This window comes from Streptomyces sp. NPDC050738 (genome assembly GCF_040654175.1).
In the GTDB taxonomy this organism is placed as follows: Bacteria; Actinomycetota; Actinomycetes; order Streptomycetales; family Streptomycetaceae; genus Streptomyces.
Map to the genome: position 1 here is coordinate 404,553 of NZ_JBFAHN010000003.1, position 14,790 is coordinate 419,342.

Annotated in this window: 17 protein-coding genes; 6 read left to right on the forward strand and 11 right to left on the reverse strand. The window is 68.5% G+C overall.

Annotated elements, in window-relative coordinates; translation table 11 throughout:
- Positions 1 to 77: 77 nt before the first annotated feature.
- Positions 78 to 815: a ribonuclease PH gene (rph, locus tag AB0H78_RS09930; RefSeq protein WP_363233767.1), complete on the reverse strand. Its 738-nt coding sequence runs from the start codon at positions 813 to 815 to the stop codon at positions 78 to 80.
- Between the two features lie 135 nt (positions 816 to 950).
- Here rph and AB0H78_RS09935 point away from each other — a divergent pair, with 135 nt between their 5' ends.
- Positions 951 to 2,645 (forward strand): GAF domain-containing SpoIIE family protein phosphatase, encoded by a 1,695-nt coding sequence (locus AB0H78_RS09935; RefSeq protein WP_363233768.1) that lies wholly within the window; start codon positions 951 to 953, stop codon positions 2,643 to 2,645.
- A 71-nt stretch (positions 2,646 to 2,716) separates the two neighbouring features.
- On the opposite strand, the gene AB0H78_RS09940 is transcribed toward AB0H78_RS09935, so the two are convergent.
- A complete protein-coding gene (locus AB0H78_RS09940) occupies positions 2,717 to 2,989 on the reverse strand; it encodes a PTS glucose/sucrose transporter subunit IIB (RefSeq protein WP_363234100.1) in 273 nt (90 codons plus the stop codon).
- A gap of 144 nt (positions 2,990 to 3,133) precedes the next feature.
- On the opposite strand from AB0H78_RS09940, the gene AB0H78_RS09945 reads away from it, so the two are divergent.
- Positions 3,134 to 4,429: a PTS transporter subunit EIIC gene (locus AB0H78_RS09945; protein ID WP_363233769.1), complete on the forward strand. Its 1,296-nt coding sequence runs from the start codon at positions 3,134 to 3,136 to the stop codon at positions 4,427 to 4,429.
- A 231-nt stretch (positions 4,430 to 4,660) separates the two neighbouring features.
- The gene (locus AB0H78_RS09950; protein ID WP_363233770.1) at positions 4,661 to 5,923 is read left to right on the forward strand and encodes a PTS transporter subunit EIIC; all 1,263 of its coding nucleotides are present in this window, start codon (positions 4,661 to 4,663) and stop codon (positions 5,921 to 5,923) included.
- A gap of 73 nt (positions 5,924 to 5,996) precedes the next feature.
- Here the strand turns inward: AB0H78_RS09950 and AB0H78_RS09955 are convergent, their stop codons facing one another.
- Positions 5,997 to 6,749, reverse strand: coding sequence for an MBL fold metallo-hydrolase (locus tag AB0H78_RS09955; protein ID WP_363233771.1), 753 nt, complete (start codon positions 6,747 to 6,749; stop codon positions 5,997 to 5,999).
- Positions 6,750 to 6,900: 151 nt separating this feature from the next.
- Here AB0H78_RS09955 and AB0H78_RS09960 point away from each other — a divergent pair, with 151 nt between their 5' ends.
- Positions 6,901 to 7,386 carry a type II toxin-antitoxin system PemK/MazF family toxin gene (locus AB0H78_RS09960; RefSeq protein ID WP_363233772.1) on the forward strand — a complete coding sequence of 162 codons (486 nt, stop codon included), beginning with the start codon at positions 6,901 to 6,903 and terminating at the stop codon, positions 7,384 to 7,386.
- Between the two features lie 169 nt (positions 7,387 to 7,555).
- Here the strand turns inward: AB0H78_RS09960 and AB0H78_RS09965 are convergent, their stop codons facing one another.
- From AB0H78_RS09965 to clpS, 7 genes are all read right to left on the reverse strand, one after another.
- A complete protein-coding gene (locus tag AB0H78_RS09965; protein ID WP_363233773.1) occupies positions 7,556 to 8,506 on the reverse strand; it encodes a cysteine synthase in 951 nt (316 codons plus the stop codon).
- 5 nt (positions 8,507 to 8,511) lie between these two features.
- Entirely contained in the window at positions 8,512 to 8,790 is a 279-nt protein-coding gene (locus AB0H78_RS09970) for a MoaD/ThiS family protein (protein ID WP_363233774.1), read from the reverse strand.
- Positions 8,791 to 8,884: 94 nt separating this feature from the next.
- Positions 8,885 to 9,001, reverse strand: coding sequence for a putative leader peptide (locus AB0H78_RS09975; RefSeq protein WP_363233775.1), 117 nt, complete (start codon positions 8,999 to 9,001; stop codon positions 8,885 to 8,887).
- Positions 9,002 to 9,071: 70 nt separating this feature from the next.
- Entirely contained in the window at positions 9,072 to 9,488 is a 417-nt protein-coding gene (locus tag AB0H78_RS09980) for a M67 family metallopeptidase (RefSeq protein ID WP_363233776.1), read from the reverse strand.
- A gap of 78 nt (positions 9,489 to 9,566) precedes the next feature.
- Positions 9,567 to 10,997 carry an amino acid permease gene (locus AB0H78_RS09985; protein WP_363233777.1) on the reverse strand — a complete coding sequence of 477 codons (1,431 nt, stop codon included), beginning with the start codon at positions 10,995 to 10,997 and terminating at the stop codon, positions 9,567 to 9,569.
- Positions 10,998 to 11,304: 307 nt separating this feature from the next.
- Positions 11,305 to 11,859, reverse strand: coding sequence for a DUF2017 domain-containing protein (locus AB0H78_RS09990; RefSeq protein WP_363233778.1), 555 nt, complete (start codon positions 11,857 to 11,859; stop codon positions 11,305 to 11,307).
- Entirely contained in the window at positions 11,859 to 12,179 is a 321-nt protein-coding gene (gene clpS / locus AB0H78_RS09995; protein WP_363233779.1) for an ATP-dependent Clp protease adapter ClpS, read from the reverse strand. Before clpS ends, AB0H78_RS09990 begins: the two co-directional genes overlap by 1 nt.
- A gap of 80 nt (positions 12,180 to 12,259) precedes the next feature.
- On the opposite strand from clpS, the gene AB0H78_RS10000 reads away from it, so the two are divergent.
- Together AB0H78_RS10000 and AB0H78_RS10005 are read left to right on the forward strand one after the other, a co-directional pair.
- A complete protein-coding gene (locus tag AB0H78_RS10000) occupies positions 12,260 to 13,588 on the forward strand; it encodes a nicotinate phosphoribosyltransferase (protein WP_363233780.1) in 1,329 nt (442 codons plus the stop codon).
- Positions 13,589 to 13,731: 143 nt separating this feature from the next.
- Positions 13,732 to 14,316, forward strand: coding sequence for an isochorismatase family protein (locus AB0H78_RS10005; protein WP_363233781.1), 585 nt, complete (start codon positions 13,732 to 13,734; stop codon positions 14,314 to 14,316).
- A gap of 66 nt (positions 14,317 to 14,382) precedes the next feature.
- Here AB0H78_RS10005 and AB0H78_RS10010 read toward each other — a convergent pair whose 3' ends face one another.
- Positions 14,383 to 14,679 carry a hypothetical protein gene (locus AB0H78_RS10010; RefSeq protein WP_363233782.1) on the reverse strand — a complete coding sequence of 99 codons (297 nt, stop codon included), beginning with the start codon at positions 14,677 to 14,679 and terminating at the stop codon, positions 14,383 to 14,385.
- Positions 14,680 to 14,790: the final 111 nt, after the last annotated feature.

Consider the following 14,790-nt stretch of genomic DNA (forward strand, 5'->3'; position numbering starts at 1 on the left):
ACAGACGGACGGGCGCACGGTTCGATCCGCGCGCCCGTGTCTGGGATGACGTGAAGAGAGTCTTCTTGGTTGCTTCTTTACTCGCCGAGCGTCCGGCCGAGCGCCTCGACCTGGAGCGCGGTGAGGTCCGCGCAGCCGCCGGTGGCGAGGTCGAGGAGCGCGTTGAGCTCCTTGCGGTCGAAGGGCTCGGCCTCGGCGGTGCCCTGGACCTCGACGAAGCGGCCGTCACCGGTGCAGACGACGTTCATGTCGGTCTCGGCGCGCACATCCTCCTCGTAGCAGAGGTCGAGGAGGGGGGCGCCGTCGACGATCCCGACGGAGACGGCGGAGACGGTGCCGGTCAGCGGCACGCGGCCGTGCTTGATGGCCTTCTTGGACTGACCCCAGGCGATGGCGTCGGCGAGGGCGACGTAGGCGCCGGTGATGGCTGCCGTACGGGTGCCGCCGTCGGCCTGGAGGACGTCGCAGTCGAGGACGATCGTGTTCTCGCCGAGCGCCTTGTAGTCGATGACGGCGCGGAGCGAGCGGCCGATGAGGCGGGAGATCTCGTGGGTGCGGCCGCCGATCTTGCCGCGTACGGATTCGCGGTCGCCGCGGGTGTTGGTGGAGCGGGGCAGCATCGAGTACTCGGCGGTGACCCAGCCCTCCCCGCTGCCCTTGCGCCAGCGCGGTACGCCTTCGGTGAAGGAGGCGGTGCAGAAGACTTTGGTGTCGCCGAAGGAGACGAGGACGGAGCCCTCGGCGTGCTTGCTCCAGGCACGTTCGATGGTGACCGGGCGGAGCTGTTCGGGGGTGCGGCCGTCGATGCGAGACATGGCGTCGAGCCTAGCGGGCCTGGTGGTGGGGCCGAGCGCCCCCCGAGGGGCGGCGACGAAAGACCCAAGACGGACTTATGAGACAATTACTACCGTAAGAGTAAAGAAGTAAATTGTTTATGCGGAAAGGCAGTCATGACCGTCGATCTCCGGCAGGCCCCGACCGAGTCGTCCGAGTCGTCCGACCGCTTCTCCTCGGTCACGGTCCTGGAGGGATCCCCGCACGGGATCCTGATCGCATCGGCCGACCACGGCGGCACCGCCGTGTACGCGAACCAGCGGCTCTCCGAGCTGTTCCGTACGCCGGTGCCGATGGAGCCCGGCGGTATCGCCGCCGCCTCACGCCTGCTGTTCGACCGCAACAGCGAGCCCATGTCGTTCGACGATTCACCGATGGGCATCGCCCTGCACTGCCGGCGCGCGACCCGCGCCGAGGTCCAGTACCGGGTGCCCGGCGAGCCGCCGCTCTGGCTGGACATCAGCGCCAGCCCCCTGGAGTGCACCTACGGCGGGCAGCCGCTGGCCGTCTCGTACATCCACGACGTCTCCCACCAGCGGCACGCGGCCGCCGAACTCGACGAGGCGAACCAGCGGCTGGCCGACCAGCTGGAGGATCTGACCTGGGTGCACGGTCTGACCGAGCGGCTGACGGGCCTCGGGTCGCTGGAGAGCGCGCTGGAGCAGGTGCTGGAGGAGGGCGCGACGCTGCTGCACGCCGACATGGGGGTGGCGTGGCTCTGGGACGAGGAGAACCAGACGACGCCCACGCAGGTGACGTTCGGGCTGCCGGACGCCGGCAGGGAGGGGATGCACTGCTCACTCGGGGACCTGTCCCAGGACCCCTTCCTGCTGGACGAAGTGGCCGACGGCAGCGGCACGCTGATCATCGAGGACGTGGCGACGGACCCGTCCTGCGACGAGCAGCTGCGCGAGCTGGGCCGCGCCGCGGGGTTCCGCAGCGTGTACGCGCTGGCGCTCTCGACCTCGGACGGGAGGCGCCTCGGCCTGGTGGGCTGGGCCTTCAAGCGGCCGGGCCGCCCGACCCTGCGCAGGCGCCAACTCGCCAACACCTACTGCCGGTTCGCGGGCCAGATCGTGGAGAACACGCAGCTGTACGAGCGCGAGCGGCGCATCGCGAGCACCCTGCAGCAGTCGATGCTCGCCCAGACGCTCCCCGATGTCGAAGGGGTGCAGATAGCCGCGTGCAGCCTGCCCGGCGCGCACGGGATGCAGGCGGGCGGCGACTGGTACGACGTGGTGGCCCTGCGCGACGGCAAGGTGGCGCTGGCGCTGGGCGACGTGATGGGCAAGGGGCTCGGCGCGGCGACGGCGATGGGCCAGCTGCGTACGGCACTGCGTGCGTACGCCCTGGTGGAGGGCGAGGACCCGGTGGCGGTGCTGACCGACCTCAACGCGCTCACCCAGAACATGGCGCTGACCGATATGACGACGGTCCTCTACATGACGGTGGATCCGGCCGAGCACGTGGCGCGGGTGGTCTCGGCCGGTCATCCGCCACCACTGCTGATCGACCAGTCGGGTGCCTCGTTCGTACGGGCGGGACAGGGCGTCCCGCTGGGCGTCGTGGACGACTGGCACGCGGAGGCGACGGAGGTGCCGCTGCCGCCGGGTGCGCTGCTCGTGATGTACACGGACGGTCTGGTGGAGCGGCGGGGCGAGGACCTGGGGACGGGGCTGGAGCGGCTGCGGCGTGCGGCGCTCAACGCCCCTTCCGAGGTGGGCGAGTTGTGCGCGCACCTGGTGGAGGAGTGCCTGGACGAGGGGGCGAACCCGGACGACGTGGCGATCCTGGCGGTGCGGGTCAGGTAGCGGTTGCGTACGCACACAGAAGGGCCTGTTCCGGTCGGTCGGAACAGGCCCTTCTGCGGGTTTGTGGCTGCCTACTCCATCATGTCTTCGATGTCGGCGGCGATCGGGTCGGCGTCGGTGCCGATGACGACCTGGATCGCGGTGCCCATCTTCACGACGCCGTGGGCGCCGGCCGCCTTGAGCGCGGCGTCGTCGACGAGCGCGGGGTCCTTGACCTCGGTACGCAGGCGGGTGATGCAGCCCTCGACCTCTTCGATGTTCTCGAGTCCGCCGAGCCCGGCGACGATCTTCTCAGCCTTGGTGGCCATATCTGACTCCTGAGTGTCTTTTCGTGGCCCGGCGATCCGGTCCGTTTCATCACGGTAACGCACGTTTGGACCACTTACGCGGGCGTTATGTGACCGTCCGTCACAGGATGGCGACTAGAGCACCGCCCCGTTGAACACAGTGGTCTACACCAGTGTACGGCCCGCCCCAGGAGGACGCCGATGAGCACCAATCCATCCGCCGCGCAGGTGCCCTGGTATCAGGGGCTTGTCGGTGGGCTGCAGAAGATGGGGCGCAGTCTGCAGCTCCCGATCGCCGTTCTGCCGGCGGCAGGCATCCTCAACCGGCTGGGCCAGGACGACGTCTTCGGTCCGACGGGCCTGGGCTGGAACAACGTGGCCAAGGTCTTCGCCGGAGCGGGTGGTGCACTGCTCGACTCCTCCCTCGGCATGCCGCTGCTGTTCGCGGTGGGTGTCGCGATCGGCATGGCGAAGAAGGCGGACGGTTCCACCGCCCTCGCGGCCGTGACCGGCTTCCTCGTCTACTACGCGATCCTGCAGAAGTTCCCCACCGACTGTGCGGACGGCGCGGTCATCGCCGGCAACCAGTGCGTGGACTACGCGGCCAAGACGGCATCGGCGGCGGGCTTCCAGAACCCCGGAGTCTTCGGCGGCATCATCATCGGCCTGCTCAGCGCCTTCTTCTGGCAGCGCTACCACCGCGTGAAGCTGGTCGACTGGCTCGGCTTCTTCAACGGCCGTCGCCTCGTCCCGATCATCATGGCGGGCATCGCACTGTGCTTCGCGGTGATCTGCCTCTGGGTGTGGCCGCCGGTCGGTGACGCGCTGACGTCGTTCGCCCAGTGGATGTCGGACCTGGACTGGGTCGGTTCGGGCATCTTCGGTGTCGCCAACCGTGCACTGCTCGTCATCGGCATGCACCAGTTCCTGAACACCTTCATGTGGTTCCAGTTCGGCGACTTCACCAAGCCGGACGGCACCGTGGTGCACGGTGACATCACCCGCTTCCTGGCGGGCGACCCGACGGCGGGACAGTTCACCTCGGGCTTCTTCCCGATCATGATGTTCGCCCTCCCGGCGGCCGCGATGGCGATCGCGCACTGCGCGAAGCCGCACCGCCGCAAGGAGATCACCGGCATGATGATCTCGGTGGCCCTGACCTCCTTCGTCACGGGTGTCACCGAGCCGATCGAGTACTCGTTCCTCTACATCGCCCCGCTGCTGTTCGCGATCCACGCGGTCCTGACCGGTGTCTCGATGGCGGTCACCTGGGCGCTGGGCGTGCACGACGGGTTCAGCTTCTCGGCAGGGTTGATCGACTACGTCATCAACTGGAGCCTCGCCACCAAGCCATGGATGATCATCCCGATCGGCCTGGTCTTCGCGGCGGTCTACTACGCGCTGTTCCGGTTCGTCATCACCAAGTTCAACCTGAAGACACCGGGCCGTGAGGACGACGAAGTCGCGGAGCAGATGGAGCGCGACAACGTGAAGTAACAGACGGACGGCTTCAGCCTCCCGTCATCCGGAAGTCCCAGTTCCGTAAAGGACTGGGGCTTTTCGGTGTTTCTGGTGCGGTGTGTCCAGCCCCACAGATATGAGGGGGTTCCTTTATTCCGCCTTCACCATGTACAACAGGTCTACACCACTGAGTGGTGTAGACCACCTGGATGCTGCTCCGTCCCCCGACGTCCGCAGGCAGCACCCCGGCGTACATGGAGGAAGTTGATGAGTACGGCCACCGCTACGGCGGCTCCCGCAAAGAAGCGGGGATCGGGCCTGTTCCAGGGCCTGCAGAAGGTCGGTCGCAGCTTGCAGCTGCCGATCGCTGTCCTGCCGGCGGCAGGCCTCATGGTCCGTCTGGGCCAGCCGGACGTCTTTGGCGCCGACGGTCTCGGCTGGGACAAGGTCTCCGCGGTCTTCGGCAACGCGGGCGGTGCCATCACCGGCGCCCTGCCGATCCTGTTCTGCATAGGCGTGGCGATCGGTTTCGCCAAGAAGGCCGACGGCTCCACCGCGCTCGCCGCGGTCGTCGGATTCCTCGTCTACAGCAAGGTGCTGCAGGCCTTCCCGGTCCACGAGGCAGTCGTCAACACGACGGCGAACAAGGGCGTCGACGTCGCAGCGGTCTTCAACGACCCCGGCGTCCTGGGCGGCATCATCATGGGTCTGCTCACCGCGGTCCTGTGGCAGCGGTTCCACCGCACCAAGCTCGTCGACTGGCTCGGCTTCTTCAACGGCCGCCGTCTCGTCCCGATCATCATGGCCTTTGTCGGCGTCGCTGTCGGCGTCTTCTTCGGTCTGGTCTGGGAGCCCGTCGGTGAGGGCATCACCCACTTCGGCAACTGGATGACCAGCCTCGGCTCCGGTGGCTCCGCCCTCTTCGGCGGCGTCAACCGTGCCCTCATCCCGGTCGGCATGCACCAGTTCGTCAACACGGTCGCCTGGTTCCAGATCGGTGACTTCACCAACTCCGCCGGCGACGTCGTCCACGGCGACATCACCCGCTTCATGGCCGGTGACCCCTCGGCCGGCATGTACACCTCGGGCTTCTTCCCGATCATGATGTTCGGCCTCCCGGCCGCCGCGCTCGCCATGGCGCACACCGCCCGTCCCGAGCGCCGCAAGGCCGTCCTCGGCATGATGATCTCGATCGGTCTGACCTCGTTCGTCACCGGTGTGACCGAGCCCATCGAGTTCTCGTTCATGTTCATCGCGCCGCTGCTGTACGTGGTCCACGTGCTGCTCACCGCCGCGTCGATGGCCATCACCTGGGGCCTCGGTGTCCACGACGGCTTCAACTTCTCGGCCGGTCTCATCGACTACGCCCTGAACTGGAACCTCGCGACCAAGCCATGGATGATCATCCCGATCGGGCTCTGCTTCGCAGCGCTCTACTACGTGATCTTCCGGTTCGCGATCGTCAAGTTCGACCTCAAGACCCCGGGCCGCGAGCCCGAGGAGGAGATCGAGGACCTCACCAAGGCGTAAGCCTCGGGCAGTGTCATGACGAAGGGCCCCGGAACCACTTGGTTCCGGGGCCCTTCGCGTGGGCGCGTACGCCTCAGATCTCGTACACCGCGCCGGGAACGGCCAGTTCGGCCTCTCCCCCGTACACCGCACGCGCATCCGCCAGGTTCCGCTCCGCGTCCGTCCACGGCGGGATGTGGGTCAGCACCAGGCGGCCCGCCTTCGCGCGCTCCGCGTGGGCGCCCGCCTCGCGGCCGTTGAGGTGCAGGTCGGGGACGTCCTCCTTGCCGTGCGTGAAGGAGGCCTCGCAGAGGAACAGGTCGGTTCCGTCGGCCAGTTCGTGCAGGCTGTCGCAGACTCCCGTGTCGCCGGAGTACGTGAGGGACTTGCCGTCGTGCTCGATGCGGATGCCGTACGCCTCGACCGGGTGGCAGACCTTCTCGATGCGGACCGAGAAGGGGCCGATCTCGAAGGAGCCCGGCTTCAGGGTGTGGAAGTCGAAGACCTCGGCCATGGAAGTGGGCGAAGGAGTGTCGGCGTACGCCGTGGTCAGGCGCTGGTCGGCACCTTCGGGGGCGTACACGGGGATCGCGTCGCAGCGGCCGCCCTCGTGGCGGTAGTAACGGGCGACGAAGTACGCGCACATGTCGATGCAGTGGTCCGCGTGGAGATGGCTGAGGAAGATGGCGTCCAGGTCGTACAGACCGATGTGACGCTGCAGCTCGCCGAGGGCGCCGTTGCCCATGTCGAGGAGCAGCCGGAAGCCGTCGGCCTCTACGAGGTAGCTCGAGCAGGCCGATTCCGCGGAAGGGAACGACCCCGAGCAGCCGACGACAGTGAGCTTCATAGGGAGGGAACCTCCGTGGACGGGCAGGCGACGGGGGTTGAGCGTCTGTTGAGCGTAAGGCGCGAAAGGGGGGCTCGCTCCTTTGCGGCCTGCCGTTGTGGGGCAACTCACCTGCGTTGTCACCGGTTCGGGTGGAGGTAGCGTCAGCGGCATGGATACCTCTTGGTTGCTGGCGCTGATCGCCGTCGTACTGATCGCGCTCGTCGCCGCCGTCATCGACGGGCGGGGTCGGGCGGGCGGGGGCCGGAGGCCCGGCGGACGCACCCGGCCGCCGGGGAGGGCGCGGGGTCCACGCCAGACGGGAAGGAAGCGGCCGGGGCCCAAGCGGGCTCCTGTGGCAGGGGAGATCTGGTGGGCCAATGTGCCGTACGAGGACGGGCCCGGGGCCAAGGACCGGCCGTGTCTGGTGCTGTCGGTGCGGGGCGAACAGGTGCGGGTCGCGAAGATCACCAGCAAGTACCACGACGAGCGGCCCGGGGTGATTCCGCTGCCGCCTGGGGCTGTGGGTGATGCGCGGGGGCGGACCAGTTTCCTGGAGACCGATGAGCTGCGGGATGTCGCGGTGTGGGAGTTCCGGCGGCGGGTGGGGGTCGTGGACCCGACCCTGTGGGACCAGGTCCGCCACCTCGCGGGCTGACCGGGGGCGGGGGCCGCTGCGCGAGGCTCTCCCCCACCCCGCCCCTTCCCGAAACCGGGGCTTCGTCCCGGACCCCGGGCCCCGGTAAGCGGGGGCTTCGCCCCCTGCACCCCCCGATCGCGGCCCTGCGGCCGCTCGTCCTGAAGCGCCGGACGGGCTGCTGATTTTCCTACGCCCAGAGCTGTCCCTGCAGCGTCTCGATCGCCGCCTCCGTCGTCTCCGCCGTGTAGACGCCCGTCGACAAGTACTTCCAGCCGCCGTCGGCGACCACGAACACGATGTCCGCCGTCTCGCCCGCCGCGACCGCCTTCTTGCCCACACCGATCGCCGCGTGCAGCGCGGCCCCGGTGGAGACCCCCGCGAAGATCCCCTCCTGCTGGAGGAGTTCGCGGGTGCGGGTGACCGCGTCGGCCGAGCCCACCGAGAAGCGTGTGGTCAGGACCGAGGCGTCGTAGAGCTCCGGGACGAAGCCCTCGTCGAGGTTGCGCAGGCCGTAGACCAGGTCGTCGTAGCGCGGTTCGGCCGCGACGATCTTGATGCCCTCCACGTTCTCGCGGAGGTAGCGGCCCACCCCCATCAGCGTGCCCGTCGTGCCCAGGCCCGCCACGAAGTGCGTGATGGAGGGGAGGTCGGCGAGGATCTCGGGGCCCGTGGTGGCGTAGTGGGCGCCCGCGTTGTCCGGGTTTCCGTACTGGTAGAGCATCACCCAGGTCGGGTTCTCCGCCGCCAGTTCCTTGGCCACCCGTACCGCCGTGTTGGAGCCGCCCGCCGCGGGGGACGAGATGATCTCCGCGCCCCACATCGTGAGCAGGTCGCGGCGCTCCTGGGAGGTGTTCTCCGGCATGACGCAGACGATGTTGTAGCCCTTGAGCTTGGCCGCCATCGCGAGCGAGATGCCGGTGTTGCCGCTGGTGGGCTCCAGGATCGTGCAGCCGGGGGTCAACCGGCCGTCCTTCTCCGCCTGTTCGACCATGTGGAGCGCGGGGCGGTCCTTGATCGAGCCGGTGGGGTTGCGGTCCTCCAGCTTGGCCCAGATGCGGACGTCGTCCGACGGGGACAGGCGCGGGAGGCGCACCAGCGGGGTGTTTCCTACGGCGGCCAGGGAACTGTCGTAGCGCATCGGGCTCAGACCATGCCGCCGGCCACGGCCGGAAGGATCGTGACGTTGTCGCCGTCGGTGAGCTTGGTGGAGATGCCGTCGAGGAAGCGGACGTCCTCGTCGTTGAGGTAGACGTTCACGAAGCGGCGGAGCTTCTCGCCGTCGACGATGCGCGCCTGGATGCCGTTGTGCCGGGTCTCGAGGTCGTCGAGCAGGTCGGCGAGGGTGGCGCCGCTGCCCTCGACGGCCTTGGCGCCGTCGGTGTAGGTGCGGAGGATGGTCGGGATGCGGACCTCGATGGCCATGGCTGGACTCCAGTCGGGAGGAGAGGGAAGGCGGGGGCGCGCACGGCTGGGCCGCGGGGCGGTGCTTGTGGTGCGTGGGCGGGCGGGGCCGGGCTCACACTTCGGCGCGGCAGCAACACATGGCGCTCGACAGTCGGCACAGGTCGACGTGGAGGCGCGCAACGAGCAGCAGCGTGCCCGGCGTCTTTTCGCTCACGTCGTGGAGAACCATGCGCTCATCGTATCGATTCCCGGTCCTGATTTCGGAGTCGCGTCTTGAGGGGTGGGACGGAAGCGTCCAATTAGTGGACGATCTTGATTTCTTCCTCCGTGACCTCGCCGTCGACGATGCGGTACGAGCGGAACTGGAAGGGGCCCGCGTCGTCCGCGTCCGCCGTGGAGACCAGGACATAGTGGGCGCCCGGCTCGTTCGCGTAGGTGATGTCCGTGCGCGAGGGATAGGCCTCGGTCGCCGTGTGCGAGTGGTAGACGATCACCGGCTCCTCGTCGCGGTCGTCCATGTCGCGGTAGAGCTTGAGGAGGTCCGCCGAGTCGAACTCGTAGAAGGTCGGCGAGCGGGCGGCGTTCAGCATGGGGATGAAGCGCTCGGGGCGGCCCTCCCCCACCGGGCCCGCGACGACGCCGCAGGCCTCGTCGGGGTGGTCGGCGCGCGCGTGCGCCACGATCTGGTCGTGGAGGGTCCGGGTGATGGTCAGCATGCCGAGAAGGATAAGCAAACGGGCCGCCGCGTACCGGATTCCGGTACGCGGCGGCCCATCTGGTGAGATGCCGCGGTGTCAGCCGCGCTTGGCGAAGGCCGCGCCCTGGGGGCTGCGCTTCTTCAGTACGACGTACGAGACGGCCAGTATCGCGCCCCACACCGGAGCGGCGTAGAGGGAGACCCTGGCGTCCTTGTCGATGCCCATGAGGACGATCACCATCAGGATGAAGGCGAGCGCGAAGCCGCTGGTCCACAGGCCGCCCGGTGCGCGGAACGTGGAGACGGGCAGTTCGCCGCGGTCGGACTTCAGGCGGTAGCGCATCTGGCAGACCAGGATGACGATCCAGGCCCACATGCCGGAGATGGTGGCGAAGGAGACGACGTAGTTGAACGCCTCGCCGGGCCACTGGTAGTTGATCCAGACGCCGACCATCATCAGCGCGGCCGAGACCGTGGTGCCGATCAGCGGGGTGCCGGACTTGGTGAGCCTGGTGAAGGCCTTCGGGCCCTGGCCGTTGAGCGCGAGGTCGCGCAGCATGCGGCCGGTGGAGTACATGCCCGAGTTGCAGGAGGAGAGCGCCGCGGTCAGTACGACGAAGTTGACGATGCCCGCGCCCGCGGCCATGCCCATCTTGTCGAAGGCGTCGACGAACGGGCTCCTGCCCGCCGCGAAGTTCGTCCACGGCACGACCGAGAGGATCATGATCAGCGCGCCGACGTAGAAGACGGCGATGCGCCACGGGACGGTGTTGATGGCCTTGGGGAGGACCGTCTTGGGGTCCTTGGACTCGCCCGCCGTGACGCCGACCAGTTCGACGGCGAGGAACGCGAACATGACCATCTGCAGGGTCATGAGGGTCGAGCCGATGCCGTGCGGGAAGAAGCCGCCGTCCGACCACAGGTGGGTCACGGAGGCGGTGTCACCGGCGTCGGAGAAGCCGAGGGTGAGGATGCCGGCGCAGATCAGGATCATGCCGACGATCGCGGTGACCTTGACCATGCTGAACCAGAACTCGAGCTCGCCGAAGAGCTTCACGGAGATCAGGTTCACGCCGTAGAGGATGACCGTGAAGACGAGGGCGGAGAGCCACTGGGGGATGTCCCACCAGTACGTCATGTACGTGGCCGCCGCGGTGACCTCGGTGATGCCGGTGACGACCCAGAAGAGCCAGTACGTCCAGCCGGTCACGAAGCCCGCGAAGGGGCCGATGAACTCGCGTGCGTATTCGGAGAAGGATCCGGCCACGGGGCGGTACATGAGGAGCTCGCCGAGCGCCCGCATGATGAAGAAGATGACGAGGCCCGCGATGGCGTAGGCGAGGATCAGGCTGGGGCCGGCCTTGGAGATGCCCTTGCCCGCTCCGAGGAAGAGCCCGGTGCCGATCGCGCCGCCGATGGCGATCATCTGGATCTGGCGGGCGCCTAGCCCGCGCTGGTAGCCGCCGTCGCCGTCGGAGTCTTCGGCCTCACTGCTGTCGTGGACCTGATCGACCTGCACTGAGGTCATGGTGATGCGCCTTTCTCCATGCCGACCCGGCCGTACTCGCGTACTGGCTCGGACCGACTGTGACGATCCTTGAGGGATGTGGATGGAGTGCCGCCGGCGGTCTGCCGGCTGTAGCGCCCTCGGGGAACAGGGGTGGCGTCCCCGAGCGGTCGAGAAGATTTACCACGGCCTCATAAGTGATCATCTTGGGCACATGTGGCGCACACCACTGGAAGAACCAGACAAAGCGGCATTACCGCAGCAAAGGTCTTTGCAGTAGTGACGTGATCGTTATGCGGAATTGAGGGTCCGCTGAGCGAACAGCGCCTTACGGCATGAGCGTTTCGATCAAGGTCTCCTGGAGCGCCCCGAGCCACAGATACGCCATCACCATCGGCTTGCGCGGGTCGTCGTCCGGGAGCCGGTAGAGCCCGCGGTCGTCCTCGTCGTCGGAGACCTCCAGCCGGGTCCCGATCGTCAGGCGCAGGTCATTGAAGGCGCCGAGCCAGTGGAGCGAGTCCTCGGCGGAGAGGGTGACGTCGGATGCGCCGGCCGCGTCCAGGGTGCGGATCATCGCGAGCGCGTCCTCGCGCTTGCGGGTGCGCAGGTCGTTCTCCGTGAAGCGCCTGAACTCGGCGGAGTGCTCCGGGTTCTCCTCGCCGTACGCATCCGGGAACAGTCGGGCCAGCGCCGGGTCCGACGGGGGTTCGCTGGGCCCTTCGGCGAAGAGCGCCGCCAGGGGGTCCTCGCCCTCGGCCGGTTCGTCGCCGGGGCCGACCAGTTCGAGGAGCTGCACGGCGAGCGAGCGCAGGATGGAGATCTCCACCTCGTCGAGCTCGACGGTCGCGCCGCCGCCGGGGACGGGTTCGAACTGCCCGGCCATCAGTTGCGGTCCTGGGTCATCGTCGCCCACAGTCCGTACCCGTGCATGGCCTGCACATCGCGTTCCATCTCCTCGCGGCTGCCGCTGGAAACGGCGGCCCGGCCCTTTTGGTGCACGTCGAGCATCAGCTTGTGGGCCTTGCCCTTGGAGTAGCCGAAGTAGCTCTGGAACACATAGCTGACGTAGCTCATGAGGTTCACGGGGTCGTTGTGGACGAGCGTCACCCAGGGGACGTCGGGTTCGGGGACGGCGAAGGTTTCCTCCGACTCGGCCGATTCGGGACGTTCGATCTCTACGGGAGCGACACTCACCCCTCCCATGCTGCCACCACGGGGAGGGCACCGCACACATGGGCCCCTAGATCTCGTCACTCTGACGAGATAGGGGTAGCATCCGTCCTATGAACACTGCGGACCTTGGACTGCCGGTGGATGTTCCGTCGACAGCCCTTTTCACGGACCAGTACGAGCTGACCATGCTCCAGGCCGCCCTCAAGGCCGGCACCGCCGAGCGGCGCTCCGTCTTCGAGGTCTTCACCCGCCGGCTGCCCGAGGGGCGGCGCTACGGCGTCGTGGCGGGCACGGGCCGGGTCCTGGACGCTGTCGAGAACTTCCGGTTCGACGAGCCAGTGCTCGCCTTTCTGCGCGAGAACGGCATCGTCGACGCTCCGACCGCCGAGTGGCTCGCCTCGTACCGCTTCAGCGGCGACATCTGGGGCTACCCGGAGGGCGAGGTGTACTTCCCCGGCTCCCCCCTGATGCGGGTCGAGGGGTCGTTCGCGGAGTGCGTGCTCCTCGAGACCGTGATCCTGTCCATCCTCAACCACGACTCGGCGATCGCCGCCGCGGCCTCCCGGATGTCGGCCGCCGCGGGCGGGCGGCCGCTGATCGAGATGGGCGCGCGGCGCACGCACGAGCTGGCGGCCGTGGCCTCCGCGCGGGCCGCGTACGTGGGCGGCTTCTCCACGACGTCGGATCTGGCCGCCGGTTTCCGGTACGGAATCCCGACCGTGGGCACCAGCGCGCACGCCTTCACCCTGCTCCACGACAGCGAGCGGCACGCCTTCACGGCGCAGGTCGACTCGCTCGGGCGCGGGACGACGCTGCTCGTGGACACCTACGACGTCAAGGAGGCCGTACGGACGGCCGTCGAGGTCGCCGGGACCGATCTGGGCGCGGTGCGCATCGACTCCGGTGACCTGCTGCTCGTCGCGCACAAGGTGCGGCAGCAGCTGGACGCGATGGGGGCCACCGCGACGAAGATCGTGGTCACGTCGGATCTGGACGAGTACGCGATCGCCTCGCTGGCGGCCGCGCCCGTGGATGCGTACGGCGTCGGCACGCAATTGGTGACCGGCAGCGGGCACCCGACCTGCTCGATGGTCTACAAGCTGGTGGCGCGTGCCGCCTCGGCCGACCCCTCGGACCCGCTGGTTTCGGTCGCCAAGAAGTCGATGGGCGGCAAGTACTCGGTCGGCGGCCGCAAGTGGGCCGCGCGGCGTACGGACGCGGAGGGCTTCGCGGAGGCGGAGGTCGTCGGCACCGGGCCCGTACCGGCCGAGCTGGTGGACAGCCAGCTCCTGGTCGAGCTCGTCAAGGGCGGCGAGGTCGTGGCACGTGAGCCGCTGGACGCGGTGCGCGAGCGGCACCTGGCGGTGCGGGCGACGCTGCCGATGTCGGCGATCCAGCTCTCCCGGGGCGAGCCGGTCATCCCGACCGAGTACGCCTGACCCTCGCGGCACGGGGGCTGACGCTCGCCCCAAATGCCCACTGCCGCAGGGGCGTTGGAGTCTCTACGCTGGACTCGCCGCCCGCTGTCCGCGCACTGTCCGCCCTCTTTCTCCCGATGAACCTCCGATGAAGGACACCGCCCATGCACCGCGCCTTGATCGTCGTCGATGTGCAGAACGACTTCTGCGAGAACGGGTCCCTGGCCGTCGCGGGCGGTGCGGATGTCGCCGCCGCGATCACCGACCTGATCGGGCAGGCGCCGGCCTGCTACCGGCACGTGGTCGCCACGCGTGACCACCACGTGGACCCCGGTGACCATTTCTCGCAGAACCCGGACTACGTCCACTCCTGGCCCGTGCACTGCGTCGCCGGGACGGAGGGCGTCGGCTTCCACCCGAACTTCGCGCCGGTCGTCGCCTCGGGGGCGATCGACGCGGTCTTCGACAAGGGTGCGTACGCGGCTGCGTACAGCGGCTTCGAAGGGCTCGACGAGAACGGCCAGACGCTGGCGGACTGGCTTCGGGCGCGGGAGGTGAGCGCGGTGGACGTGGTGGGCATCGCCACGGATCACTGCGTGCGGGCCACGGCGCTGGATGCGGTGCGGGCCGGGTTCGCGGCCCATGTGCTCCTTGACCTCACGGCGGGGGTCGCCGAGGAGACCACGGAGCGGGCGCTGGAGGAGATGCGGGGCGCGGGCGTCGAGCTGAGCGGTAAGCCGGTGGTGTGAGCGGGGGCGGCGTCGCCTTCGGGGGCTCCGCCCCCGGACCCCCGCTCCTCAATCGCCGGAGGGGCTCTATTTCGCCATCCTGAGCGCCCTTATCGGGTGCCACAGCTCCTCCGCGGCCTCCGGTGCCGTGCGCCAGATCAGGCCGTCCGGGTGGTGCAGCACCGCCGTGATCTCGTCCGGTGTCGGCGGCTGGCTGTTGCCGCGCAGGTAGACCGCTCGCAGGCCCAGGTTCCGCAGCCTCGTCAGGGCGCGGGCGCGGTTGCCCGCGTGCACCAGTATGCGGATCCTGTGGTCGTCGACCGGAAGCGTGAGGGCGACCACCACGCTGCCGCCCGGAAGTCTGGCGAATCCTCCACCAGGCATGTCATTCATCTCCCCCGTGAGACGTCGCGTCAATAAGGCTTCGTAGGACGCACCTAAACACGATCGGCCGCCACCCCGCTAGAGGGCGACGGCCGATCATGGTTTGACCTG